Source organism: Methylobacterium sp. AC315 (assembly GCF_979253755.1).
This window is the reverse complement of the sequence record NZ_CEEDEA010000001.1, coordinates 557587-582254: the sequence shown is the minus strand read 5'-3', so window position 1 is coordinate 582254 and position 24668 is coordinate 557587. Positions and strand designations below refer to the sequence as shown.

Below are 24668 nucleotides of genomic sequence, written 5' to 3'. Positions count from 1 at the left end.
TCCGCAATCCGTCAGACACGCAAGGTCCCGTCCGACACGATCACGGCCGAGCCGCCGATCTCCACCGAGCGCAGGGCGCCGGCCGCGATCGTGAGCTGGAGCGCGATGGCGCTCGGCCGGCCCATGGCCTCGCCCTGGCGGATCGCCACGTCGTGGGTGCCGTCGCCCAGGGTCTCGAACTGCATCAGCACCCCCGCGAAGGCGGCGGCCGCCGAGCCGGTGGCGGGATCCTCCGCGATGCCGAGATGCGGCGCGAACATCCGCACCCGCCAGCTCTGGCCCGTCCCCTCGGGGTCCGGCGCGTAGAGGTAGAGCCCGTCCTGCGCCTCCGGTCCTCGCGCCGGCTGGGCGGAATCGAGCGCCGCCACCGTGGCCACCGGCACGCAGGTGAAGGACGGCCCGACCCCGTGGCGGCTCGGGACGTGCCGGCCGGTGCCGAGATCGCTGGGCTCGAGCCCGAGGAGCGGCGCGAGCACCGCCGGGTCCGGGCCGGCGCCCAGGAATTCCGGCAGGGCCGGCAGCTTGAACCGCGCCCGGCCGCCGCTGCCGTCGGACAGCGTCTCGACCACGCAGGGCACGATCCCGATCCGCTCCTCCAGGCCGAAGGCCCGGGCATCGCCCCGGGACGGGTCCTCCAGGGCGAGCAGCACGGCGCTCCCCACGGTCGGGTGGCCGGCGAACGGAAGCTCGTGCCGCGGCGTGAAGATACGCAGACGCGCCCGCTGCCGCGCGTCGGTGGGCGGCAGCACGAACACCGTCTCGGACAGGTTGAACTCCGCCGCGATCGCCTGCATCGCGGCCGTGTCGAGCCCCTCGGCGTCGCGCACCACGGCCAGCGGGTTGCCGGCGAGTTTTTGGTCGGTGAACACGTCGAGGGTGACGAAGCGGCGCGCCATCGTGTCGGTCCTCCGGGCGGCGCCCGCGACCGGCTGGCGGCTGCGGCGCGCTTTGCTAGGCTGTGCGAACGCCCGACTCGGTCCGGGCGGCGCGGTCCCGGAGCCTAGCCCAGTGCGGCACCGCTTCCCAGGCCGCGGAGACGGGAGGGAGCCATGCCCGACACGGAGCACGCCTACGCGGTCACGGTGACCTGGACCGGCAACACCGGGGCCGGCACCCGGACCTATCGCGGCTACGACCGCGCCTTCGAGGTCGCGGCCCCGGGCAAGCCCACGATCGCCGGCTCGTCCGACCCGGCCTTCCGGGGCGACCCGGCGCGCTGGAACCCGGAGGACCTGCTGGTGGCCTCGCTCTCGGCCTGTCACAAGCTCTGGTATCTCGGCCTGTGCGCGCAGGCCGGGATCGTGGTGACGGCCTACGCCGACACCGCCGAGGGCCGCATGACCGAGGAGCCCGGCGGCGCGGGCCAGTTCACCACGGTCACCCTGCGCCCGCGCGTGACCGTCACGGCGGACTCGGACGCCGACGCCGCCCTGGCGCTGCACCACCGGGCGCACGCGCAGTGCTTCATCGCCCGCTCGGTGAACTTTGCGGTGACGCACGAACCGACCATCGTGCGGGAGGGCGTGGATTGAGGGCGTGCGCGATCCGGCCCCTACACCGCCTCGACCAAAAACGTCTCGCTCGGGCTCACATACTCGTCCTGCGCGGCCACGGTGAGGATCTCCCGGGAGCCCGCCGCCGCGGTGCGCTTCAGGAGGCCGTATACCGAGGCGGCGGCCGCGCCCAAAGCCGTGGCGGCCGAGCCGGTGCGGGCGTAGTGGACCAGGAACAGGGCCGCGATGCAGTCGCCCGCGCCGTTCACCGCGATGGCGAGGCGCGGGGTGCGGACCCGGAACACCCGGCCCTCCGCCCCGGCCAGCAGGTCGATCCGGTCGGACGGCGTGTCGGCGCAGAGCGCCGAGGTGACCAGCACCACCCGGGGGCCCCGGGCCTGGAGCGCCGCGATCGCGGCCGCCGCCTCCGGCAGGGTCCGGCTCGGCAGGCCGGTGAGCCGGTCGAGCTCGAACTGGTTGGGGGTGAGGATGTCGGCCGCCGGCACCGCGCGCTCGCGCAGGAACGCCTCGATCCCCGGCCGCACGTAGACGCCCTCCGCGACGTCGCCGATCACCGGGTCGCAGCAATAGAGGGCCTGCGGGTTCGCGGCCCGCACGGAGGCCACCGCCTCCAGGATCGCCGCCCCGATCGCGGCCGAGCCCATGTAGCCCGACAGCACCGCGTCGCAGCCGGGAAACACCCCGCGCTCGCCGATGCCGCGCACCACGTCGCGGATCATGTCCGCCTCGAAGATCGGGCCGCGCCACGCCCCGTAGCCGGTGTGGTTGGAGAACTGCACCGTGTGCACCGGCCAGACTTCGACCCCGAGCCGTTGCATCGGGAACACCGCCGACGCGTTGCCGACATGCCCGTAGGCAACGTGGGACTGGATCGACAGGACGTTCAACGCGGGTGATTCCCGGTGCCGTGAGGAGAGCCGCTGCTGTCGGCGATCCGGCGCGCGGGCGCAAGCGCGGGGGCACGCACGGGAGGCGCGCACGGGGGGCACGCCGCGAGCGGCGCGGTTCGGACGGCCGGCCCACCTCGGGTTCGGCCCCCGCGGCCGGCAGGCGGGTCGGATCGCGTCCCGCTCGGCGGGACGGCGGGAGCGGATCAGGGCGCGCGGCAGCGCATGGCCACCGTCGCCTGCGTGACGCTGAGCGCCCGGCGCCGCGTCTCCAGCGAGGCGCCCGGCGCGTCCGAGACGGACGCGGCCTCCCGCTTCAGCGTCGCGTCGCAGGCGCAGGAGCTGTAGCCGGCGGCGTCGTAGCAGGCGTCGTGGCGCATGCAGGCGGCGTCGAGGGCGTCGATCGGGGGCAGGCCCTCGCCGCGCTGGCCCGTGCCGCAATAATTGCCGTGGAACAGGTCCTCGCCGGCCGCGATCTTGCCGAGATCGCCCTTGGGCGGCGCCGGCGCCTCCGCCTGCCCGCTCGGGTTGAGGTCGTTGGCCGGGCCGCCCGCCTTGGAGCCCGACGCCCGCAGGGTCTTGGGGATGCCGGAGCGCTCCCCGGGCTCGTTGAGCGCCTCGCCCGCCCGGCCGTTCGGATCGGACAGGTCCGGCAGCGGCGGGGGCGGCCCCGGGCGGGGCTCGTCCGCCTCCAGGGTGGTATACGCCTCACCGGCGGCGGCCTGCGCCCGGAGGGGCTGCGGGACGGCCAGGAGCGGGACGGCCAGGAGCGACAGCCCGAGAAGAACGCGGCGGATGGGTCTCACGGCAGGCTCCCGCATGTGGCGCCAGCAATGCGAAACCCGCCCGTTCCGTTCCGAAGTCGGTCTGCGCAGTGGTGATGGGCTGGGGCCGCTACACGGGATCGGGGCCGAGGCCCAGGAGCCGGACATCGACCCGTTGCGGTTGCCGAAGACTTTGCCTCCGACGACGGCCCGTGCCGCCGCGTGCCCTCTGCGCCGCGAAGACCGGGCTGGTCATGCCTCGGAGTCGGCATGGTTAGAGAACCGCACCGTGTGGACCGGCCAGACCTCGACCCCGAGCCGCCGCATCGGGGACACCGTCGCCGCTTTGCCGATAGGGCCGTAGGCGACGTGGGACTGGATCGACAGGGTGTTCAACGTGGGTGATCCCCGGTGCCGTGGGGAGAGCCGAAGCTGTCGGCGATCCGGGGTACGGGCGCAAGCGCGCGGGTGGGCGGTCGGCGCGCGGTGGTTTGGGGGGCGACGGTTGGTGTCGGCTCAGGCGGTCTGCGATGGGTGGTTTCCTGCCTGTCGGCTTCTGGTCGAAAGGTCGTCAAAGCAGACGAAGTGCTAGGGCTCCTTCAGCGACAGTTCCTCAGAGGGCGATACAAGCCCAGCCCCAATCGCGATCCAGACGAGATGGGCATCGGTGCGTGCCCCAAGAGTGGCGCGGATCACCGAGAGGTTGTTGTGCACCGTTTTAAGGCTCAGACACAGTGCCTCGGCTACGGCTTGGGCGGTCATCCCGCCGACGGTCAGGCTCAAGATTTCGAACTCTCGCGGGCTGAGGTCGTCGAGCGCCGTGCGCCCACCAGCCACCTCGTCCTGAGCGATCGCGCGCGCGATGTCGGCGCTCATCGCCCGGTCGCCGCGGAGCACGGTCGCAACCGCCGCCAGCAGCTCACGGGGTGGGCTCGCCTTGCTGACATACCCGCTCGCCCCGGCGGCGAAGGCTTGGCGCGCGATCATCGCCCCGGTGCGCATGCTGAACACGACGATGCGAGCAGACCCATCCCACTGGCGGATGTGACGGATGGCCTCGATACCGCTTGGGCCAGGCAGCGACAGGTCGAGGATCACGAGATCGGGCTTGTGAGCCTTGTAGTGGGAATAGGCCATTGCCGCGTTCTCGGCTTCCGCGACCACGACCAAGCCCTGCTGTCGCTCGATCAGGCGGCGATAGCCCTCGCGCACGACTGGATGGTCATCGACGAACAGGATGGTCGTGGCCATGAGGCGATCTCAGCCGGCCGTCGGCACGGATGCACAGGCACGGATGCCTGAACCGGTGCCGGTGAGCGAAAAGCTTCCGCCGAGGGCAGCGAGCCGCGCTCGGATGCCGACGAGCCCACGGCCCGTGTGAGAAGTGGTTCGGGACACATCGCCCCCGCCGTCATCGTCGAGCGTCAGCGTCACCGCTCGTAGTCCGGCCTCCGACCGGCCGAGCCGCAGGAAGATCCGGCTCGGCCGGCCATGTCGCAAGGCGTTCGTCAGCAGTTCCTGCGCGATCCGATAGAGGCTCGCCGCAACGTTCTCGGGTATGTCGGTGAGATCGCCCCTGACATCGAGATGCAGGGCCGGCCCGGACCGAAGTTGTCCTCGCCAGTCCGCAACGAGGCCACGCAGCGCCTCCTCCAATCCGGCTTCGGCGAGATCGGGCAGTTCGAGGCGGGCCAGGGCTCCACGCAGGCTCTCCCGCATGGTGGCGATGATGGCTTCGATGCCCTGGGCGTCCTCGCGAAGATCGTCGCGCTCCGGGGGCGCAGCTAGTTCGATCGCTGCGGCACGTGCCCCCGCAGCGGCCAGGCACTGGCCGAAGGCATCGTGTAGGTCGCGCGCAAGGGCCTGCCGCTCTTCTTCCTGAACCGTAACGAGCCGCTGCATCAGGCCCGCGCGCTCGGCCTCAATGTTGGCAAGCCGGTCGGCCAGGGCGTTGCAGGCGCGGGCAATCCGGTCGAACTCTGTGGCGGCAAAGCGTGGCAGCGGCGGGTGGGTGCCGGCCGTGTCGAGGTTTTCCAGCCCGTGCACGATCCGCCCAACCGGTGCGACGAGCCGCATCACGGCGAGCCAGTTGAGAAGGAGCGTCGCCGCCGCTAAACCAAGGACCAGTCCGCCTGCGAGGCGCGTGCGCCGCCAGAGACGAGCCGCAGATGCCATCGGATCGGGCCATGCCGTGACACTGCCGATGGTCCGCTCGCGATACACGATCGCCCGGATCGTCGGCGCGGCAGCGGCCTCCCAGACGAGGGCTTCGCGGAACCACGCAGGGGCGGCATCGAGGCCGTCCCAGTCACCGCAAAAGCGGCGGGGTAATTCCACGCCGAGATGAATGTCGGCGCAGATGCCCGGCAGGAGCGTGACGATGGCCGGCGCGGCCTGCGGTGCGCTGGCGGGCATTGCAGCTGGTCCGGCGCTTCCGAGGCCCGGCTGACGCGCGAGCTGCGCGGCGATCCGATCTGCCGACATTGCAGCCTCCCAGCGGAGGCTTGCGTGAGCGTCCCAGGCGGCCCATGCGATCGCCCCCACTAGGCAGAGCGCGGCCACAACAAGAAGGCGCAGACCGAGATGTGTGGGCAGGCTCATGGATCAAGCAGCCGGGCTCGAAGCGATGCTCTGATTTGGCACCGGGACCGTGGGGGTGCGCAAGCCATGGCTCACTCGGACGGGAAGAATGCCCGGGCTTCAGCGGGAGGACTTCCCTGGTCTGATCCCGCCACGATCAGGAGGATGGTGCTGCCCCCTCTCCACGGAGCCGACCATGTCGCTTCACCTGTCTCGCCGTAACCTTCTGACTGCGTCCGCCCTGCTCCCGCTCGGATTTCACCTCCCTGCAATGGCCGCGCCCGTGAATGGCCCGTACCAGGTCGGCGCGTTCACGGTGACGCCGTTGCGCGACGGCCTCTTTCCGCTGGAGCCGAGCATGATCCCGGCCGCCGAAAGCCAGGCCGGACAAGCCTTGCTGGAGGGGGCCGGTCTTCCTGCGAAGGGCCCGTCGCCGGAGCCGGTCAACGCGTTCCTGATCCGACGCGGGGAACGGCACTGGCTGCTCGATGCGGGCTGCGGCACCGTCCTCGGGCCGGGCTTCGACCGGGTAACCGCGGCACTGGCGACGGAGGGCGTGCGGCCGGAGCAGATCGAGACCATCTGGCTCAGCCATCTGCACGCCGACCATGCCGGCGGTCTCTTGACGCCGGACCGCCTCGCGCGGTTCGCAAACGCGGAACTCGTGCTGCAGGAGCGTGAGGTGGCCTACTGGTCGGATGCGGCTGCCAGAGCCTCCGCTCCGGCTCCATTGAGCCCGATGTTCGAGACCGCACAGGCGGTGCTGGCGGCCTATCCTGACAGGGTCCGGCGTGTCTCCGGCGAGGCGGAGCTAGCACCGGGTATCCATGCGCTGCCGCTGCCCGGCCATACACCGGGACATATGGGCGTCTTGATCGCGGACGGCTCCAACCGCCTGCTGATCTGGGGCGATATCGTCCACTCGCGGATCCTACAGATGCCGCATCCGGATTGGACGGTGATCTGGGACACCGATCCAGCGGAAGCAATCACGACGCGACGGCGCATCCTCGACCGTGCGGCAGTCGACGGCTTGAGGGTGACCGGGATGCACCTCGCCACAAGTGGAAGGATCGAGCGTGCGGATACGGGTTACGCACTGGTCTAGCTGCGCCGCAACTAGAGTACCGCAGATGTCCGCTTTCGAGGTCTCTTCAATGGACAATTGGCGACCGCATCGGGTCGGGAGCAGACGGCATTAACCCTCAACCTTCACCCACCAGCAACTCCTGCAGCACTCGGGGATTCCGGTCGAGCAGCCCCAGCAGCACCCGGGCCGGCCCCTCCGGGCGGCGTCGGCCCTGCTCCCAGTTGCGCAGGGTCGAGACCGCGATCCCGATGCTCTGCGCGAAGCGGGCCTGCGAGGCGCCGGTGCGCCGCCGGATGGCGGCCACGTCGAGATCGGCGGCGACGCGGGGCGCGTGCACCACGAGACCCGGGACCGCCTCGCCGCGGGCATGGGCGAGCGCGTCCTGCAGGCCCGCCATGACGGTTTCAAACGCTTCGTTCTTCATCGATCCCTCGCCGATCACCGATCCCGGGCCTGCTTGATGGCCTTGGTCAGGCTGTGCATGGCGTTGATCTCGGCATCCGTGAAATTCGCGCGTGCGGTCTAGCTCAGCACTACCAAAAGATAGGCGGGACCATCATCGCCGAGATAGGCCACCATCACGCGGTAGCCGCCCGAACTGGCGAAACGGATCTTGCGGACCCCACCCGAGCCCTGGACCAGATCGCCGTCCTGGGGCGCGGCGGCAACCTGGTTCACGATCGCCGCGCGCTCGTCGTCCGACAGGCCGATCCGCCTGGCCGTGGTCAGGAAGGCGTTCGTCTCGACGACCGTATGGAGCCGCTTCTCCATGCCGGGAAGAATAAGCCCATGGCGCAGGCCCGTCCATGGCGACGCGTCCTTCCAGCACCTCCAGCGAAGCCCAAGTTCCCAAAAAGAACCCTTGTCCCCCGCCCTCCCCCGCCTCAGATGGGTCCGATCCCCCCGCCGCCCCCCGAGCCCGATGGACATCGAAGCCCTGCGGACCTCCACCCTCGCCTTCGTCGAGGCGCACAAGGTCTGGACCCCGCTGATCGCCGGGGGGCTCGCCTTCTGCGAGTCGATCGCGATCCTGTCGCTGTTCGTGCCGGCCACCGTGATCCTGATCGGCATCGGCGCCCTGGTCGGGGGGGCCGACATCCCGCTCTGGCCGGTGATCGGCGCCGCCGCCCTGGGGGCCGCGCTGGGGGATTGGCTCTCCTACGAGGCCGGGCGCTGGGTCGGGCCGGGCGCCCGCACCAAGTGGCCGTTGCGGCGCTACCCCGACCTCGTCGCCAAGGCGGAACGCTTCATCGGCCGCTGGGGCATTGCCGCGGTGGCGCTGGGGCGCTTCTTCGGGCCGGCCCGGGCCCTGGTGCCGCTGCTCGCCGGCACCCTCGGGCTGGCGCGGCTGCCGTTCCAGCTGGCCAACGTCGGCTCGGCGCTGGTCTGGGCCTTCGTGCTGCTCGCCCCCGGGGCCGGGCTGCTCGCCTGGCTCGACCGGTGATCCGGCCGGCCCGCTGATGCGCCGCTTCCCGCCGGAGCGCATCGTCTGCCTCACCGAGGAGACCGTCGAGACCTTGTACCTTCTGGGTGAGGAGGACCGGATCGTCGGCGTCTCGGGCTACGCGGTGCGCCCGCCCCGGGTCCGGCGGGAGAAGCCCCGGGTCTCGGCCTTCACCAGCGCCGACATCCCAAAGATCCTGGCCCTGGCGCCGGACCTCGTCCTGGCGTTCTCTGACCTCCAGGCCGACATCGTCGCCGATCTCGCCCGCGCGGGTATCGCCGTACACCTGTTCAACCAGAGGGATGTGGCGGGCTGCCTGGCCATGGTCCGCACCCTGGGGGCCCTGGTCGGGGTCCCGGAGCGGGCCGACGCGCTCGCACGGTTCTTCGAAGAATCCCTGCATTCCGCCGCCGCACAGGCCCCGACCCGGCCCAGACTTCGCGTTTACTTCGAAGAGTGGGACGCGCCGATGATCTCCGGAATCGGCTGGATCTCCGAATTAATCGGCTTCGCCGGCGGCCAGGACGTGTTCCCCGAACTCAGCCGGCAGCCGGCCGCGAAGGACCGGATCGTCACCCCCGACCAGGTGATCGCCGCCGCCCCCGACGTGATCCTGGCCTCCTGGTGCGGCAAGAAGGTCAACGTCGACCGCATCCGCGCCCGCCCCGGCTGGGACGCGATCCCGGCGGTGCGGACCGGCCGGATCCACGAGATCAAGGCCCCGCTGATCCTCCAGCCGGGCCCCGCCGCGCTCACCGACGGGTTTGCCGCGATCCGGTCGTTCCTGGCTTAAGTCTCTGCATTCACAGGGATGTTTTGCCGATGGGCCGGGGGCGATCCCGCGCCGCAGGTGACGGATCGGCCGCGTTTCGGCAGGATGTCCCGATTCGACACAGGCGAATCCCGCAACCGCATGTCCGCTTCCCTCGGCCTCCCCGCGCTCCCGGCGGGCGCCACGATCCTGCCCCCCGACCGGCGGCAATCGCCCACCGCCCTGCGGATCCAGCGCGGCGTGCGCCGCCTGTTTTCCGAGATGGGCTGCGTCACCCTGCCGGAATTCTCCCTGGTCAACGGCCGCCGCGCCGACGTGATCGCCCTGTGCGGCGCCGGCCGGCTCACCATCGTGGAGATCAAGTCGAGCGTCGCGGATTTCCGCGCCGACAGAAAGTGGCCTGATTACAGGGACTTCTGCGACCGGTTCTTCTTCGCCATCCCCGAGGACGTGCCCGAATCCCTGATCCCGGAAGAGTGCGGCCTGATCGTCGCCGACGGCTACGGCGCCGGCATCCTGCGGGAAGCCCCGGAGCACCCGCTCAGCGGCCCCCGCCGCAAGGCCGTCACCCTCCGCTTCGCCCACAGCGCCGCCCGCATCCTTCACGCGCTGGCCGACCCGGGCGCGGTGCGGGAAGGGGCGCTTTGACGAGGGATTTCAACGGGTAAGCCCTTTGGGGGGCGGTGGCGGAGCCCCGGGACCTGCAGGGCTTTGCTCTATACCCACAACAGGTCTCGGACCTTTTGAAACCCTGACGTTTTCGTGAAGACTGCGCTATGGGCGGGTGATGACGCCCGTTGCCCTGTTCGAATTGATTCTCGCGCTCCTCGGGGCGGCCCTTCTGCTGTCGCTCGCGGCCGGACGGCTCGGGTTTCCCCCGGCCGCCGCCCTGGTGCTGGGCGGCATGGCGCTGGCGGTGGCGCCGGGCCTGACGGCCTTCGATCTCGATCCGGACCTGATCATGGTCCTGTTCCTGCCGCCGCTGCTGCTCGAATCGGCCTATTTCACCGTCTGGCGCGACTTCCGCGCGAGCCTCGGCGCGATCCTGTCGCTCTCGCTCGGTGCGGTGCTGTTCACCACCCTGGTGGTCGGGCTCGTCGCCCACGCGGTGGTGCCGGCCCTGCCCTGGGCCGCCTGCTTCGCGCTCGGCGCCATCGTGTCGCCGCCGGACGCGGTCGCCGCCAAGGCGGTGCTGGCCCGGGTCGCCCTGCCCCGCCGGATGGTCACGGTCCTGGAGGGCGAGAGCCTCGTCAACGACGCGTCCGGCCTCGTGCTCTACCGGTTCGCCGTTGCGGCGGCGCTGACCGGCAGCTTCAGCGTCTGGGCGGCTGCGGGCAGCTTCGCCTGGCTGGCGGTGGCGGGCGTCGCGGTCGGGCTCGCCTGCGGCCTGGCGGTGAACGCGCTGGTGCGGCGCCTGCACGATGCCAACGCCGTCGCGGTGCTGAGTTTCCTGGCCTCCTACGCCGCCTATCTCGCCGCCGAGGAAGTCCACGCCTCCGGGGTGCTCGGCGTGGTCGCCTGCGGGCTGATGATGGGCGGGCGCGAGCACGAGACCTTCGACGCTCATGTCCGGCGTCACGCCGTGTCGGTGTGGGAATTCGTGGTCTTCGTGCTGGAGGCTCTGGTCTTCGTGCTGATCGGGCTGGCCCTGCGCGGCGTGCTGGCCCGGTCCGAGGGCGACCTCGGCGCGCTCGCCACCGGTCTGCCGCTGGCGGTCATCGTCACGGTGGCGTGCGTAACCGCGCGGCTGCTGTGGGTGTTCCCCGCCGTCTACCTGCGGCGGACCCTGTCGGCCCGGGTTCGCGCCCAGGAGCCCCGCCCGGACCCGCGGGTGCCGCTGATCATCGGCTGGGCCGGCATGCGCGGGGTGGTGACCCTGGCCGCTGCCCTGGCACTGCCGGTGGACTTTCCGGGCCGTGACGCGATCCTGGTGGCGGCCTTCGCGGTGATCCTGTTCACGGTCCTGATCCAGGGCACGACGCTCGGTCCGCTGATCCGGTGGCTACGCCTCGACCCGCGCCAGAGCCTCCCGGAGGGCCATCTCGACGCCGCGATGGCCCGGGTGGTGATGAACGAGGCCGGGCTCGGTGCCCTACAGCGGCTGGTGGCGCCCGGGTCCGGCGCGCTGCAGCATCCGCGCCTGGTCGAGGAGTACCGTCGCCGGGTGCGGGCATCGTCCCGGGACCGCGACGAGCGTGGGGCGCTGGCCGCCGAGAAGACCGAGCATTTCGCCGCCGCGCTGCTCGCGGTGCGGTCCGGGCGCTCGGCGCTGATCGCCCTGCACCGGGAGAACCGCATCCACAGCTCGGTGTTGCGGGCCCTGGAAGGGGAGATCGACCTGGAGGAACTCCACCTGAAGCGCCTGGCCGGCGAGGCGCCGGCGCACGGCGCCGTCTAAGCCCGAACTCCGAGCGGAGCGTCGGGGTTCTCGAGGCTAGGCGTTCGCGCATCCTGCCGGATGTCGGAACCGGCATGTTGCGCTGGCATCTTGATCCGCAACGTTTTTTTCCGAAAGCCGGCGGCCGCCTTTCGAAACGATGCCTTAGCGGGTGGTGCAGGCGTCGGCCGGGTTGCTGTAGCCGCTGTAGACGACCCGCACCTTGCGCAGGCAGGGGGCGGCCTCCTTGGGCGCCGCCACGGGGGAGACCTCCACCGGCTCCACCCGCAGGCTCGCCGTGACGGTCGGCTCCTCAGGGGTCGCCAGCGCGCGGCTGGCGCTCATCACGAACGGGGTGGCAACCATCGCCGAGACGGCGAGTGCGGCCAAGACGGCAAAGTTCTTGCGGCCGAAATCGTGACGCGTGCGAGCCTGATGCATGACTGATGGTCCGTCGTATTCGGCAGCGCTGAGGTGCCGAAATCCCCTGTTTGCGGCGATAACTTGGCCGCGAACTTGACGGTTCCCGCTATGCCGAGAAAACGGCCCCGCTTGCGTGCTTCGCCACACAACCGGGGCGCCCGTGCGAAGGATTCAGACGATCTTACGGTACTGCACGAAGCCCGACCGCTCCGCGATCCGGTCGTAGAGCAGCATCGCGTCGGTATTGGTCTCATGGGTCAACCAATGGACGCGTGAGCAGCCGGCGGCTTTTGCGGCCGCGTAGACATGCGTGATCAGCCGACGGCCGATTCCCGCGCCACGGACTGTGTCCGCCACGAACAGGTCCTGCAGGTAGCAGTAATCGCCGATCGTCCAGGCCGAGCGGTGGCGGATGTGGTGGACCAGCCCGACCGCCTCGGCGCCCCGCCAGGCCAGGGCGCCGTCGACCGGTTCGGCCGGGTCGTTGAGACGGGCCCAGGTGCAGTCCGTGACGGCCTCGGCGATCTCGACCTTGTAGAAGGCCTGGTAGCCCCGCCAGAGCGGCAGCCACGCCGCCCGATCCTCCGGGGCGATCGGACGGATGGCGATGGTCTCCGGTTCGAGGGTCATGGTCCGCGTCTCCCGCATGGCACAGGGGGAGAGCTGACCACCCTCCGTACCCCGGGCGCAAGCGCAACCGCGCCCGCCCCGCTGGCCCTTCGTCTTGCACCCCCCGCCGCCCCCACCTAAACCGGCCCGCCGAACCCCAGACCCGCATCGCCGAGCCGTCCCCGCCCATGTCCCACAAGAAATCGTTCCAGGGGCTGATCCTGACGCTGCAGGAGTTCTGGGCCGCGCAGGGCTGCGTGATCCTCCAGCCCTACGACATGGAGGTCGGCGCCGGCACGTTCCATCCGGCGACGACGCTGCGCGCGCTCGGCCCGAAGCCCTGGAAGGCCGCCTATGTCCAGCCGTCGCGCCGGCCCAAGGACGGCCGCTACGGCGAGAATCCCAACCGGCTCCAGCATTATTACCAGTTCCAGGTGATCCTGAAGCCGAACCCGCCCAACCTCCAGGAACTCTACCTCGCCTCCCTCGACGCGATCGGGGTCGACCTGAAGCTCCACGACATCCGCTTCGTCGAGGACGATTGGGAGAGCCCGACGCTCGGCGCCTGGGGCCTCGGCTGGGAATGCTGGTGCGACGGGATGGAGGTCAGCCAGTTCACCTACTTCCAGCAGGTGGCGGGATTCGAATGCGCGCCCGTGGCCGGCGAGCTGACCTACGGCCTCGAGCGGCTCGCCATGTACGTCCAGGGTGTCGAGAACGTCTACGACCTCGACTTCAACGGCGCCGAGGGCGCGGACCGGATCACCTACGGCGACGTGTTCCTGCAGGCCGAGCAGGAATATTCCCGGCACAACTTCGAGGCGGCCGACACCGCGATGCTGTTCCGCCAGTTCACCGACGCGGAGGCCGCCTGCCGGTCCTATCTCGACGCCGGCGCGCCTGCCGCCGAGACCGAGCGCCACCGCATGGCGCAACCGGCCTACGACCAGTGCATCAAGGCGAGCCACGTCTTCAACCTGCTCGACGCCCGCGGGGTCATCTCGGTCACGGAGCGTCAGAGCTACATCCTGCGGGTGCGGGAACTCGCCAAGGCCTGCGGCGCGGCGTGGCTCAAGACGGCGGCCGGTGGAGCCCCTTGAGCCCTCGCGCGTTGCAACCCCCGCCAATCGGCGCGTTTCGGCGCGTCCGCAGACGCGGGAATATCATGATGAAAAAGACCCTCCTCGCCCTCGGCGTCCTCGCGTTCGGTCTCGCCCCGGCGCTCGCGGCCGATCCCGGCCCGGAGGCTGTGGTCAAGAAGCTCTATGCGGAGCCGCGCCCGAATCACTCGGCCGTCTACACCAAGCGCCTGCAGGGCCTGTTCGACGCCGACGCCAAGCAGGCCAACGGCGCCACCGGCAGCCTCGACTTCGATTACCGCCTGAACGGCGAGCCCCTGAAGCCCGATACCGTGAAGGCCCTGACCTTCAAGGAGGCCACGGAGGGCAAGGACCAGGCGAAGGTCACGGTGGAGCGCAAGGGTGGGGACGGCTCGAAATCCATCGTCTTCGACCTCGTGCGCGAGGACGGCGCCTGGCGGGTGTCGGATGCCCACGCGATCGGCGATCGCAAGTGGCAGCTCACCACCATCCTGAAGGGCGAGGCGCAATAAGAGCTTCTCACGAAACTCCCGATCACCGGGAGTTCTTCTCTGGCAGCGACGGCGCAGCGGGAGATTTGTGAGAGGTTCTCAGGACGGCCCCGGCCGTTCGACCCTCGACAGGCCAGCGGCGCGGCGATATGGCCGCGCCATGCCCGACCTCCTGCTCGAACTCCGCTCGGAAGAGATCCCCGCCCGCATGCAGCGGCGCGCGGCGGAGGATCTGAAGAAACTCGTGACCGACGCGCTGGTCGAGCGCGGCTTCCTGTACGAGGGCGCCAAGGCGTTCTCGACGCCGCGCCGCCTCGCCCTGCACATCGCCGGCCTGCCCGCCCGCGGCGAGGCCGTGCGCGAGGAGCGCCGCGGGCCGCGGGTCGGCGCCCCCGAGGCCGCCGTCCAAGGCTTCCTGAAGGGCGCCGGCCTTGCGAGCCTGGACGAGGCCCAACGAATCACCGACCCCAAGAAAGGGGAATTCTACCTCGCGGTGATCGAGCGCCCGGGCCGCGAGACCCTGGACGTGCTGGCCGAGCTCCTGCCCGAGATCATCCGGAGCTTCCCCTGGCCGAAGGCGATGCGCTGGGGCGCGGCGTCCGCCCAGCCCGGCGCCCTGCGCTGGGTGCGCCCGCTGCAATCGATCGTCGCGACCTTCGGGCCGGAGACCGAGACCCCCGAGGTGGTGCCGTTCGCCGTCAGTGGCATCGCGGCCGGGACGGTCACCTACGGCCACCGATTCCTGGCGCCCGGACCGATCGAGGTGCGCCGGTTCGACGACTACATCCAGGCCCTGGAGCGCGCGAAGGTCATCCTCGACGCCGACCGGCGCAAGGATGTGATCCTGCACGATGCCCGCGACCTTGCCTTCGCCCGCGGCCTCGACCTCGTGGAGGACGAGGGCCTGCTGGAGGAGGTGTCCGGCTTGGTGGAATGGCCCGTGGTGCTGATGGGCTCCTTCGACGACGCCTTCCTCGACATCCCGGCCGAGGCGATCCGGGCGACCATCCGGGCGAACCAGAAGTGCTTCGTCCTGCGCAAATCCGGCTCGGAGGATCTGGCCCCCGCGTTCATCCTGGTCTCGAATCTTTTGGCGTCTGACGGCGGCCAAGCGATCACGGCCGGCAACGAGCGCGTGGTGCGGGCGCGCCTGTCGGACGCAAAATTCTTCTGGGAGACCGACAAGGCGATCCGCCTGGAAGACCGGCTGCCCAAGCTCGACAGCATCGTCTTCCACGAAAAGCTCGGGACGCAGGGTGAGCGGATCGCCCGCATCGCCGCCCTGGCGAAGGAGCTGGCGCCCCTGGTCGGGGCCGATCCGGCTCTGGCTGAGCGCGCCGCCCGCCTCGCCAAGGCCGACCTCGTCACCGAGATGGTCGGCGAGTTCCCGGAGCTTCAGGGCCTGATGGGCCGCAAATACGCGGCACTCCAGGGCGAGCACGCCAGCGTCTGCGCCGCCATCGAGGAGCATTACAAGCCGGTCGGCCCCTCCGACCGGGTGCCGAGCGATCCGGTCTCGATCGCGGTGGCGCTGGCCGACAAGCTCGACACGCTGGTGGGCTTTTGGGCGATCGACGAGAAGCCCACCGGTAGCAAGGACCCATATGCGCTCCGACGGGCGGCCTTGGGGGTGATTCGACTGATCCTAGAAAACCGTATTAGAATCAATCTTCTCGAAAAATTTCATTCAGTTGGTGAGTCATATCTTGATCGTCGCGCTATCGCTGACTTTAAGCGCGTTGAGAAACAGGCGCGAGATTTTGAAAATCAAGGCTTCGGTGCGTCCGACGCAGGCCTGCAATTGCGTGCACTGGAGATCCAAAACCAGACCGGTGTAGACAAAGCGGGAGATTTCATCGCCAAACTGGTTGCGATGGAGACGGACCTTCTCGCCTTCTTCGCCGACCGCCTCAAGGTCTACCTGCGCGAACAGGGCGCCCGGCACGACTTGATCGACGCGGTCTTCGCGCTGCCCGGGCAGGACGACCTGCTGATGGTGGTGCGCCGGGTCGAGGCCCTGCAGGCCTTCCTGGAGACCGAGGACGGCAAGAACCTGCTGGCCGGGGTCAAGCGCGCCTCGAACATCCTGCGGATCGAGGAGAAAAAGGACGGCCGCGCCTACGATGCCGCGCCCGATTCCGCGCTGGCCGCGTCCGGTGAGCCGGCCGAGCGGGCGCTCGCCGAGGCCCTGACGGGCGCCGCCGCGACGGCATCGCACGCTATTGCGAACGAGGACTTCGCCGGCGCGATGCGGGCGCTCTCGACCCTGCGCGCGCCGGTCGACGCCTTCTTCCAGGATGTTACCGTCAACGCGCCCGATCCGGGCTTGCGCGAGAACCGCCTACTGCTGCTCAACGCGCTACGCGCCGCGACCCGCGCGGTGGCGGATTTCTCGAAGATCGAGGGATAGCACCCCTTCTCCCCGCAGGCGGGGCGACGGGACGCGCGGCCCCCGTCCCGTCACCCATGATCGTGCCCGGCATGGTCGTCCACCTCCGGCAGGGTCAGCCCGAAATGGGTGACGAGATCCGCCACCTGTCCCGGGCTCAACTGCCGCGGGTTGAGGTTGCGAAGTAACAGATAAAGCTTGGCGGTCTCCTCCAGCTCCTCGGTGGCGAACACCGCGCCCTCCAGGCTGTCGCCGGCCACCACCGGACCGTGATTTGCGAGCAGCACCGAGCTGTACCGGCCGGCGAGCCCCCGGATCGCGTCCGCCACCGCGGGGTCGCCGGGGCGATAATACGGCACCAGCGCTGTGCCCCCGGTGCGCATCAGGTAATAGGGCGTCAGCGGCGGCAGCACCTGGCGCGGGTCGATCTCGGGCAGCATCGAGACCGCCACCGCGTGGGTGGAGTGCAGGTGCACGATCGCCTTGGCCTCGCCCCGGCTCTCGTAGAGCGCAGTGTGCAGCGGGATTTCCTTTGTCGGCTTGTCGCCCGAGATCAGCCGGCCATCCTGGTCGAGCCGCGAGATCCGGGCGGGGTCGAGGAAGCCCAGCGACGCGTTGGTCGGCGTCACCAGCCAGCCGCCGTCGGGCAGGCGCAGCGAGATGTTGCCGGAGGAGCCCGGCGTCAGGCCGCGCTCGAACAGCGAGCGGCCGTAGCGGCAGATTTGTTCACGCAACGCCGTCTCGCTCATGCGGTCGCTCCCTCGATAAGCTCGAATCCGAGATCGATTCTTTTGGGACTTTCACCCATCAGGCAGATGGCCGCCTGCCGGCCGATCTCCAGGCGCGGGGTGCGCACCGTCGACAAGGGCTGGGGCATCGCCGCCGCGAAGTCGAGCCCGTTGAAGCCGAACAGGGCGATCCGCCCCGGCACCGCCAGCCCCGCCGACAGGCAAGCGAAGTAGCCCCCGAGCGCCATGTCGTCGTTGGAGAAGTAGACCGCGTCGAGGTCCGGACGGCGCGCCAGCAGCGTCTCCAGCCCAGCCCGCCCCGAGGCCGGCGAGGACGGCCCCGGCCGGATTTCTCGGGCCTGGAGCGCCAGGCCCGCTTCGCCCAGGGCAGCCTCGAACCCGGCCAGTCGCTTTCCCGCCCTCAGGTCGACCGCAAGGTCGTGGCCGAGATAGGCGATGCGGCGATACCCGCGGAGCGCGAGATGCCGGGCGCTCGCCGCCCCCACCGCCCGGTTGGAGAAGCCGACCACGGCGTCGATCCCGGGCCCGTCCGTGTCGATCATCTCGACCACGCGCACGCCCCCGGCCTTCGCCAGGGCTACGGTCCCGGGATTGTGCTCCAGCCCGGTCAGCAACAGCGCGGCCGGGCGCCAGGACAGCAGCGCGGCGGCCAGCGCCTCCTCCCGGTCGGGATCGTAGTCGCTCACCCCGATCACGCACTGGATGCCCTCGGCCTCCAGCGCCCCGGTCAGCCCGCGCAGCAGGTCGGGGAACACCACGTTGGCGAGCGACGGCACGATCACCCCGGCGAGCTGCGCGCTCGCGCCGGGACCGGCGAGGCTGCCGGCGAGGCGGTTGGGCACGTAGCCGAGCCGGGCCACGGCCTCGGCCACCCGCTCCCCGGCCCGCTTCGAATAGGAGCCGTGGTTGCGCAGGACCCGCGAGACCGTGCTCTCGCCGACCCCCGCCGCCCGGGCGACGTCGGTGAGCGTCACGAGCCGCCCCGGCGGCTGGAATGCATCCATCTCCCGGCTTCTCCCGGCCATTTTCGCGTCTCCGCCTCGCCTCCCACCCAGGGCCCTCATCCTGAGGCCTCCGCTGCGCTTCGGCACCTCTGGGTGGGGGGTGGATTGGATGCAGGGCTCGCGTTCGGCGGCGCCTTATGCCCCGCCATAGCGGCCTGCATTATTTCGCACAAGCCGGATTGGCAGCGCTGCCAAAAACCGTTACAGCCCCCGTCAGCGCCGCCGGAACGAGCGGTGAAGACCATTATCCGTCCGCCTCCCGCGGGATGCGGACCAGGGAGTACGCCGATGTCGGTTCAAGCCGCCCCGCTGCGGGGCGCGGCCCTCGCGGACGAGAAAACTTTTACCGACCGCACCTACGCGAAGGTGTTCTGGCGCCTCGTGCCGTTTCTGATGCTCTGCTACGTGGTGGCGTATCTGGACCGGGTGAATGTCGGCTTCGCCAAGCTCCAGATGTCCCAGGAGCTCAAGTTCTCCGAGACGGTCTACGGCCTCGGCGCCGGCATTTTCTTTCTGGGCTACTTCCTGTTCGAGGTGCCATCGAACGTGATCCTGCACCGGGTCGGTGCCCGGGTCTGGATCGCCCGGATCATGATCACCTGGGGGTTGATCTCCGGCGCGTTCGTGTTCGTGAACTCGGAATGGACCTTCTACGGGATGCGCTTCCTGCTCGGGTTGGCCGAGGCCGGGTTCTACCCGGGCGTGATCCTGTACACGACGCAGTGGTTCCCGGCCCATCGCCGCGCCAGGGTGATCGCGGTGTTCATGGCGGCGATCCCGATCTCGGGTATCTTCGGCAACCCGCTCTCCGGCTGGATCATGGACGCGTTCAACGGCGCCCACGGCCTGTCCGGCTGGCAATGGATGTTCCTGATCGAGGCCGTGCCGGCCGTGCTGATCGGCGTCGCCGTGTTCCTCTACCTCGACAACCGTCCGTCCGAGGCCAAGTGGCTGACCGACGCCGAGAAGCAGGTGCTGGCGCGGGACATCGCCGCCGACAATCACGGCAAGGAATCCAGCCCGCACTCGATCGCGACCGTGTTCCGCAACGGCCGCGTCTGGTTCATGAGCCTGATCTACTTCGCCTTCGTCACCGGCCAGTACGGCCTGACCTTCTGGCTGCCGACCATCGTCAAGGCGTCCGGGGTGCAGGGCAACCTCAATATCGGCCTGATCAGCGCGATCCCGTTCCTGTGCGCGGCCGTCGTGATGATCCTGCTGGGCTTGAGCGCCGACCGGATGCGCGAGCGCCGCTGGCATCTCATCGTCCCAGCGCTGGTCGGGGCCGTCGGCTTCGTGGTCTCGGCGAGCGCGGGCTCGACCACGGTCGCGGTGGCGGCCCTTTCGGTGGCGGCGGCCGGCGTGCTGACCTGCTCGCCCCTGTTCTGGTCCCTGCCCACCGCCTTCCTGAGCGGCGCCGGCGCGGCCGCCGGTATCGCGCTGATCAACTCGGTGGGGAACCTCGCCGGCTTCGTCAGCCCCTACGTGATCGGGGCGCTGCGCGACGCCACCGGCAGCACCGCGGCCGGCATGTACGCGCTGGCGGTGATGCTGGTGGTCGGCTCGGCCTGCGTGTTCGTCACCCCGGCCAGGATGGTCAACCGCTGAGGTTCTTTCCCCCCTCTCCACACGGGGGAGGAGAGCGCGCTTCGCCCTGCGCTGCCGCCTCACCTGTCCCGTCATCAAGAGCAGGACCCAACCCGATGGCCAACACCACGCAGACAGGCCGCGCCGCGGTGATCGGCCTCGGCTCCATGGGCTCCGGCATGGCAGGCTCGCTCCTGCGCGCCGGCTTCTCCGTGTCCGCCTGCGACGTGAACCCGGAGGCCGTCGCCCGCTTCCGGGATGCGGGCGGCACTGCCGCGGCCGATCCGGCCGAGGCGGCACGGGGCGCCGACGTGGTGGTGAGCGTGGTCGTCAACGCCGCCCAGACCGAGGCGGTGCTGTTCGGCGAGGCCGGCGCCGCCGCGGCGATGCCCGAAGGCGCCGTGTTCGTGTCCTCGGCGACCATGGATCCGGCCGTCGCCCGGGCACTGGCGGCGCGGCTGGAGGCCACCGGCCGCCATTATCTCGACGCCCCGATGAGCGGCGGCGCCGCCCGCGCGGCGGATGGCGGCCTGACCTTCCTGGCCTCGGGCTCGGCGGCGGCCTTCGCCAAGGCCCGCCCCGCCCTCAATGCCATGGCGGGCACGCTCTACGAACTCGGCGACGCGGCCGGCCAGGGTGCGGCCTTCAAGATGATCAACCAGCTGCTGGCCGGGGTCCACATCGCGGCCGCCTGCGAAGCGATGAGCTTTGCCGCCAAGCAGGGCCTCGACCTGGCCCGCGTCTACGAGGTGATCACCAAGTCGGCCGGCAATTCCTGGATGTTCGAGAACCGGGTGCCCCACATCCTCGATGCCGACTACGCGCCGAAGAGCGCGGTCGACATCTTCGTCAAGGACCTCGGCATCGTGCAGGACATGGCCCGGGCCGAGAAATACCCGGTCCCGGTGGCCGCGGCGGCGCTCCAGATGTTCCTGATGGCATCCGGCGCCGGCATGGGCCGGGACGACGACGCGTCCGTGGCGCGGCTCTACGCGCAGGTCTCGGGCGCCAAGTTGCCGGGGCAGAAGTAACCGGATCGAGCGCAGGGAGTCCGAAAAAAATGCCGCGCTTTGCCGCCAATCTCAGCCTGATGTTCAACGAGGTGCCGTTCCTCGACCGCTTCGAGGCGGCGGCCCGTGCCGGGTTCGACGCCGTCGAGTTCCTGTTTCCCTACGAACACCCGCCCGCGGCCATCGCCGAGCGGCTTCGGGCGAACGGCCTGACCCAGGCGCTGTTCAACCTGCCGCCGGGCGATTTCGCCAAGGGCGAGCGCGGCGTGGCGGCGTTTCCCGAGCGCTTCGATGAACTGAGGGCCGGCGTCGACACGGCGCTCCGCTACGCCGAGGCGACCGGCGTCGCCCGGCTGCACCTGATGGCGGGCTTGGCCGACCCGAACGATCCGCGCGCCGCGGAGGCCTATCGCCGGGCGGTGGCCTGGACGGCGGAGCGCCTGGGCGCTGCCGGCCTCGACCTCGTGCTCGAGCCGATCAACGGCCGCAACATGCCGGGCTACTTCCTGAACGATTTCGGCCGGGCCGCGGACCTGATCCGCGCGCTGGCTCTGCCGAACCTCAAGCTGCAGTTCGACCTCTACCATTGCCAGATCCTGCACGGGGACGTGACCATGCGGCTGCGCGCGCTGATGCCGATCGTCGGCCATGTCCAGACCGCGAGCGTGCCCGAGCGTCACGAACCCGGCACCGGCGAGATGAACGACGCGTTCCTGTTCGACGAGCTGGACCGGCTCGGCTACGCCGGCTTCGTCGGCTGCGAGTACATCCCGGCCGCCGACACCGTGGCCGGCCTCGGCTGGCTCGCCGCCTACAAAGGGAGTGCCCGATGAGCCTTGCACTGGGATGCGTCGCCGACGACTACACGGGCGCCTCGGACCTCGCCAACACCCTCACCAAGGCGGGCCTGCGCACGATCCAGACCATCGGCGTGCCGACGGATGACCGTGCCCTGCCGGAGGCCGACGCGGTGGTGGTGGCGCTCAAGAGCCGCTCGATCCCGGCCGGCGAGGCCGTGGCGCGCTCCCGCGAAGCGGACGGCTGGCTGCGCGCCCGGGGCGCCGCCCACGTCATGTTCAAGGTCTGCTCGACCTTCGATTCGACGGAGGCCGGCAACATCGGTCCGGTCATGGATGCCCTGCGGACGGATGCCGGGGAGCCGATCGCCCTGGTCACCCCGGCTTTCCCGGAGACGGGGCGGAGCGTCTACCAGGGCAACCTGTTCGTCGGCTCCGTGCCCCTGAACGAGAGCCCGCTGAAGGATCATCCGCTCAACCCCATGCGCGATGCCAACCTGGTGCGCGTCCTGGCGCGCCAGAGCGCCGGCCCGGTCGGCCTCGTGGATACCGCCACGGTGGCCCGCGGCGCCGAGGCCGTGGCGGCCCGGCTCGACGCCCTGGCGGCGGAGGGCAAGCAGGCGGCCATCGCGGACGCGATCTTCGACAACGACCTCGAAACGCTCGGCCGGGCGATCCTCGCGAAACGGTTCTCGGTGGGCGCCTCGGGGCTCGGGTTGGGGCTCGCCCGCGCCCTCGTGGCCGACAGGCGCGGCACCCCGGACGCGGCCGGCGGCGCCCTCGGCGAACCGGTGGGCGGGGCCGCGGCGTGCCTCGCCGGCAGCTGCTCCCAGGCGACCCTCCAGCAGATCGCTGCCGCGGAGGCGCTGATGCCGGTGCTGCGCCTCGACACGGCGGCCCTGCTCGGCGGAGCCGATGCGGTGGCGCGCGTGGTCGGCGAGGCCCTGGCCTTCGCTGAAGAACGCCTGGCCGCCGGCCCGGTGCTGATCGCCTCCTCGGCGACCCCCGAGGCGGTGCGTGCCCTCCAGGCCGAGCACGGGATCGACGCGACCGGCCACGCCATCGAGGCGGCGCTGGCCGCCATCGCCGAGGGGCTGGTCGCCCGCGGCGTGCGCCGGCTCGTGGTGGCGGGGGGCGAGACTTCGGGCGCCGTGGTCGACCGGCTCGGTCTCCGGGCGTTCCTGGTCGGCCCCGAGATCGCCGCGGGCGTGCCGATCCTGCGTACCGCCGGCCGGCCGGAGCCGATGCTGCTCGCCCTGAAATCCGGCAATTTCGGCGGGCCCGACTTCTTCGGGCGCGCCCTGGACATGATGGCCTGACGCGGCAAACCACCAAGCATCATCCCGAGAGCGGTGGCGCCGGCTTTCGAACAACGATGATGCGTCACTAAGAAATCTAGGGCTTTGCCCTGGCGCAGGAGGTTACCCATGCACGCCCTGATTCTCGGTGCCGCCGGCATGATCGGCCGCCGCCTTGTCGATGCCTTGGTCGCGGACGGCACGGTAGGCGGCGCGCCGCTCACCGCCCTTACCCTGCTCGACGTGGTGCCGCCCACGGCGCCCGCGGGCTTCTCCGGGCCGGTAAAGGCCGAGGCCGCGGACCTCACCGCCCCGGGCGCCGCCGAATCCGCCCTCGCCGAGCGTCCGGAGGTGATCTTCCACCTCGCCGCGGTGGTCTCGGGCGAGGCCGAGGCGAACCTGGAGCTCGGCTACCGGGTCAACCTGGACGGGACGCGGCTGCTGCTCGACGCGATCCGCCGGGCCAACGCCGCCGACGGCTACCGGCCGAAGCTGGTCTTCACCTCGTCGCTCGCGGTGTTCGGGCCGCCCTTCCCGAAGGTGATCCCGGACGATTACATCCTGCGTCCGGCCTCCTCGTACGGGGTCCAGAAGGCCATGGGCGAGCTGATGCTCGCCGACTACGCCCGGCGCGGCTTCCTGGACGGGATCGGGTTGCGGCTGCCGACCATCTGCGTGCGCCCGGGCAAGCCCAACAAGGCGGCCTCGGGCTTCTTCTCCGGGATCATCCGCGAGCCGCTGGCCGGCCAGGAGGCGGTGCTGCCGGTCCCCGAGACGGTGCGGCACTGGTTCGCCAGCCCCGCCGCCGCGGTCGGCTTCCTGGTCCATGCGGCGGGGCTCGACCGCGCGGCGATCGGCTCGCGGATCAGCCTGACCATGCCGGGCGTCTCCGCGACCGTGGCCGAGGAGATCGAGGCCCTGCGGCGGGTGGCCGGCGACAAGGCCGTGGCGCTGATCCGGCGCGAGCCGGACGCGACCATCGCCCGGATCGTCTCCTCCTGGCCTGAGGCGTTCGAGCCGGAGGCGGCCCTGGCGCTCGGCTTCCGGGCGGACGCCTCCTTCGACGCGATCGTGGCGCAGCACGTGGCGGAGTTCCACGCCGGCTGAGGCCTCATCGGGCCAGGGCGGAGCGGATATCCTGCTGCCGAAAGTCGTCGCCGACGAACAGCGGCGGCACGCCGTGGACCTGCGCGCAGGCATCGGCGAAGCCGTCGCCGAGGTTCGGCCGGGCGGGGTGGCGGCCCTTGCCGAAGCGGGCATGGGCGGTCAGGGCCTCGCGGCTTTCTGGCGCGTCGATCGGGACGATTTGGATACCGCTCGCAATAAGAAAGCGCAGGATCTGCGATATTGAGGCTGCCAGATCCTGGGCGAGCTTCCGCGTGAGGGCTGTGGCCGTCTCGAACACCCCCAAAGCTGATGTGATCGGCATCTCGGACCCGTCGAGGCAGCGAATCAGGTCGCCGGCCCCCGGCTCGGCCGACAGGATCGCGACCATCCTGGACGCATCGACGAACATCACTCGTCGTTCAGGCTGTCGTAGAACGCTTTGTCGGCGTCCAGGCCCGTGCGCGGGATCGCTGCAAGCTCGTCGAGCAACGGCTTCAGCCGCTCGGCGAGCGGCACCCGCGGCTCCTGGCGCGCCAACTCGTTCGTCCGCGCGATCCGCACCGCTTCGGTCTTGCTCGCGCCGGCGCGCGAGGCCAGTGTCTCGGCGAGCCGGTTCACCGCTTCGCTGCGGATGTTGAGCGGCATGACCGTCCCCGTGTAGAGATCCGAAAGGCTG

Annotated in this window: 27 protein-coding genes and 1 pseudogene; 14 read left to right on the top strand and 14 right to left on the bottom strand. The window is 70.6% G+C overall.

The genetic code is table 11. From position 1 onward, the window contains the following. Nucleotides 1-11: 11 nt before the first annotated feature. A complete protein-coding gene (locus AC0IY0_RS02735) occupies nt 12-896 on the bottom strand; it encodes a PhzF family phenazine biosynthesis protein (RefSeq protein ID WP_471763007.1) in 885 nt (294 codons plus the stop codon). Nucleotides 897-1049: 153 nt separating this feature from the next. On the opposite strand from AC0IY0_RS02735, the gene AC0IY0_RS02730 reads away from it, so the two are divergent. Then, nucleotides 1050-1532, top strand: coding sequence for an OsmC family protein (locus AC0IY0_RS02730; RefSeq protein WP_471763006.1), 483 nt, complete (start codon nt 1050-1052; stop codon nt 1530-1532). A gap of 20 nt (nt 1533-1552) precedes the next feature. Here the strand turns inward: AC0IY0_RS02730 and pdxY are convergent, their stop codons facing one another. The 5 genes and pseudogenes from pdxY to AC0IY0_RS02705 form a co-directional block, all read right to left on the bottom strand. Next, the gene (gene pdxY, locus AC0IY0_RS02725; RefSeq protein ID WP_471763005.1) at nt 1553-2401 is read right to left on the bottom strand and encodes a pyridoxal kinase PdxY; all 849 of its coding nucleotides are present in this window, start codon (nt 2399-2401) and stop codon (nt 1553-1555) included. A gap of 206 nt (nt 2402-2607) precedes the next feature. Further along, the gene (locus tag AC0IY0_RS02720) at nt 2608-3207 is read right to left on the bottom strand and encodes a phospholipase A2 family protein (RefSeq protein ID WP_471763004.1); all 600 of its coding nucleotides are present in this window, start codon (nt 3205-3207) and stop codon (nt 2608-2610) included. A gap of 228 nt (nt 3208-3435) precedes the next feature. Then, nucleotides 3436-3561 (bottom strand): annotated as a pseudogene (locus AC0IY0_RS02715) (pyridoxal kinase); the annotation flags it as partial. A gap of 192 nt (nt 3562-3753) precedes the next feature. After that, a complete protein-coding gene (locus AC0IY0_RS02710) occupies nt 3754-4416 on the bottom strand; it encodes a response regulator transcription factor (protein ID WP_471763003.1) in 663 nt (220 codons plus the stop codon). 9 nt (nt 4417-4425) lie between these two features. Beyond that, nucleotides 4426-5766, bottom strand: coding sequence for a sensor histidine kinase (locus AC0IY0_RS02705; protein WP_147856574.1), 1341 nt, complete (start codon nt 5764-5766; stop codon nt 4426-4428). A gap of 175 nt (nt 5767-5941) precedes the next feature. Here AC0IY0_RS02705 and AC0IY0_RS02700 point away from each other — a divergent pair, with 175 nt between their 5' ends. Beyond that, nucleotides 5942-6853 carry an MBL fold metallo-hydrolase gene (locus tag AC0IY0_RS02700; RefSeq protein ID WP_147856573.1) on the top strand — a complete coding sequence of 304 codons (912 nt, stop codon included), beginning with the start codon at nt 5942-5944 and terminating at the stop codon, nt 6851-6853. Between the two features lie 97 nt (nt 6854-6950). Here AC0IY0_RS02700 and AC0IY0_RS02695 read toward each other — a convergent pair whose 3' ends face one another. Together AC0IY0_RS02695 and AC0IY0_RS02690 are read right to left on the bottom strand one after the other, a co-directional pair. Further along, on the bottom strand, nt 6951-7259 hold the full coding sequence (locus AC0IY0_RS02695; protein WP_471763002.1) for a helix-turn-helix domain-containing protein: 309 nt from the start codon (nt 7257-7259) through the stop codon (nt 6951-6953). A 98-nt stretch (nt 7260-7357) separates the two neighbouring features. After that, nucleotides 7358-7606 carry a type II toxin-antitoxin system RelE/ParE family toxin gene (locus AC0IY0_RS02690; protein WP_471763001.1) on the bottom strand — a complete coding sequence of 83 codons (249 nt, stop codon included), beginning with the start codon at nt 7604-7606 and terminating at the stop codon, nt 7358-7360. A gap of 151 nt (nt 7607-7757) precedes the next feature. Here AC0IY0_RS02690 and AC0IY0_RS02685 point away from each other — a divergent pair, with 151 nt between their 5' ends. From AC0IY0_RS02685 to AC0IY0_RS02670, 4 genes are all read left to right on the top strand, one after another. Further along, complete coding sequence (locus AC0IY0_RS02685; protein WP_147910855.1) at nt 7758-8279, top strand: DedA family protein; 522 nt, start codon at nt 7758-7760, stop codon at nt 8277-8279. A 16-nt stretch (nt 8280-8295) separates the two neighbouring features. Continuing rightward, nucleotides 8296-9072 (top strand): cobalamin-binding protein, encoded by a 777-nt coding sequence (locus tag AC0IY0_RS02680; protein ID WP_471763000.1) that lies wholly within the window; start codon nt 8296-8298, stop codon nt 9070-9072. A gap of 120 nt (nt 9073-9192) precedes the next feature. Continuing rightward, a complete protein-coding gene (locus AC0IY0_RS02675; protein WP_147855529.1) occupies nt 9193-9699 on the top strand; it encodes an MmcB family DNA repair protein in 507 nt (168 codons plus the stop codon). Between the two features lie 139 nt (nt 9700-9838). Further along, nucleotides 9839-11449, top strand: coding sequence for a Na+/H+ antiporter (locus tag AC0IY0_RS02670; protein WP_471762999.1), 1611 nt, complete (start codon nt 9839-9841; stop codon nt 11447-11449). Nucleotides 11450-11593: 144 nt separating this feature from the next. Here the strand turns inward: AC0IY0_RS02670 and AC0IY0_RS02665 are convergent, their stop codons facing one another. Together AC0IY0_RS02665 and AC0IY0_RS02660 are read right to left on the bottom strand one after the other, a co-directional pair. Beyond that, nucleotides 11594-11869: a hypothetical protein gene (locus AC0IY0_RS02665; protein WP_147941834.1), complete on the bottom strand. Its 276-nt coding sequence runs from the start codon at nt 11867-11869 to the stop codon at nt 11594-11596. Nucleotides 11870-12022: 153 nt separating this feature from the next. Then, the gene (locus AC0IY0_RS02660; RefSeq protein WP_147910850.1) at nt 12023-12481 is read right to left on the bottom strand and encodes a GNAT family N-acetyltransferase; all 459 of its coding nucleotides are present in this window, start codon (nt 12479-12481) and stop codon (nt 12023-12025) included. Nucleotides 12482-12648: 167 nt separating this feature from the next. On the opposite strand from AC0IY0_RS02660, the gene AC0IY0_RS02655 reads away from it, so the two are divergent. The 3 genes from AC0IY0_RS02655 to glyS all read left to right on the top strand — a co-directional run bounded on the left by AC0IY0_RS02655 (nt 12649) and on the right by glyS (nt 16461). Then, nucleotides 12649-13560 (top strand): glycine--tRNA ligase subunit alpha, encoded by a 912-nt coding sequence (locus AC0IY0_RS02655; RefSeq protein WP_147855523.1) that lies wholly within the window; start codon nt 12649-12651, stop codon nt 13558-13560. Between the two features lie 68 nt (nt 13561-13628). Next, nucleotides 13629-14072, top strand: coding sequence for a nuclear transport factor 2 family protein (locus AC0IY0_RS02650; RefSeq protein ID WP_147908632.1), 444 nt, complete (start codon nt 13629-13631; stop codon nt 14070-14072). Between the two features lie 139 nt (nt 14073-14211). Further along, a complete protein-coding gene (glyS, locus tag AC0IY0_RS02645; RefSeq protein WP_471762996.1) occupies nt 14212-16461 on the top strand; it encodes a glycine--tRNA ligase subunit beta in 2250 nt (749 codons plus the stop codon). 50 nt (nt 16462-16511) lie between these two features. Here glyS and otnC read toward each other — a convergent pair whose 3' ends face one another. After that, nucleotides 16512-17189 carry a 3-oxo-tetronate 4-phosphate decarboxylase gene (gene otnC / locus AC0IY0_RS02640; protein WP_147938413.1) on the bottom strand — a complete coding sequence of 226 codons (678 nt, stop codon included), beginning with the start codon at nt 17187-17189 and terminating at the stop codon, nt 16512-16514. Then, complete coding sequence (locus tag AC0IY0_RS02635) at nt 17186-18193, bottom strand: LacI family DNA-binding transcriptional regulator (RefSeq protein WP_471762995.1); 1008 nt, start codon at nt 18191-18193, stop codon at nt 17186-17188. Before AC0IY0_RS02635 ends, otnC begins: the two co-directional genes overlap by 4 nt. A gap of 288 nt (nt 18194-18481) precedes the next feature. Here AC0IY0_RS02635 and AC0IY0_RS02630 point away from each other — a divergent pair, with 288 nt between their 5' ends. The 5 genes from AC0IY0_RS02630 (at nt 18482) to denD (ending at nt 23992) form a co-directional block, all read left to right on the top strand. Further along, nucleotides 18482-19801: an MFS transporter gene (locus AC0IY0_RS02630; protein WP_471762994.1), complete on the top strand. Its 1320-nt coding sequence runs from the start codon at nt 18482-18484 to the stop codon at nt 19799-19801. A gap of 95 nt (nt 19802-19896) precedes the next feature. After that, the gene (gene ltnD / locus AC0IY0_RS02625; protein WP_147908627.1) at nt 19897-20811 is read left to right on the top strand and encodes an L-threonate dehydrogenase; all 915 of its coding nucleotides are present in this window, start codon (nt 19897-19899) and stop codon (nt 20809-20811) included. Between the two features lie 29 nt (nt 20812-20840). Next, nucleotides 20841-21623 carry a 2-oxo-tetronate isomerase gene (gene otnI / locus AC0IY0_RS02620; protein WP_147908626.1) on the top strand — a complete coding sequence of 261 codons (783 nt, stop codon included), beginning with the start codon at nt 20841-20843 and terminating at the stop codon, nt 21621-21623. After that, on the top strand, nt 21620-22906 hold the full coding sequence (gene otnK / locus AC0IY0_RS02615; protein ID WP_147908625.1) for a 3-oxo-tetronate kinase: 1287 nt from the start codon (nt 21620-21622) through the stop codon (nt 22904-22906). Before otnI ends, otnK begins: the two co-directional genes overlap by 4 nt. A 108-nt stretch (nt 22907-23014) precedes the next feature. Then, nucleotides 23015-23992, top strand: coding sequence for a D-erythronate dehydrogenase (gene denD, locus AC0IY0_RS02610; protein WP_147908624.1), 978 nt, complete (start codon nt 23015-23017; stop codon nt 23990-23992). 4 nt (nt 23993-23996) lie between these two features. Here the strand turns inward: denD and AC0IY0_RS02605 are convergent, their stop codons facing one another. Together AC0IY0_RS02605 and AC0IY0_RS02600 are read right to left on the bottom strand one after the other, a co-directional pair. Further along, a complete protein-coding gene (locus AC0IY0_RS02605; protein WP_471762993.1) occupies nt 23997-24401 on the bottom strand; it encodes a type II toxin-antitoxin system VapC family toxin in 405 nt (134 codons plus the stop codon). Next, nucleotides 24401-24637: a type II toxin-antitoxin system VapB family antitoxin gene (locus AC0IY0_RS02600; protein WP_471762992.1), complete on the bottom strand. Its 237-nt coding sequence runs from the start codon at nt 24635-24637 to the stop codon at nt 24401-24403. The genes AC0IY0_RS02605 and AC0IY0_RS02600 overlap by 1 nt, the downstream gene beginning before the upstream one ends. Nucleotides 24638-24668: the final 31 nt, after the last annotated feature.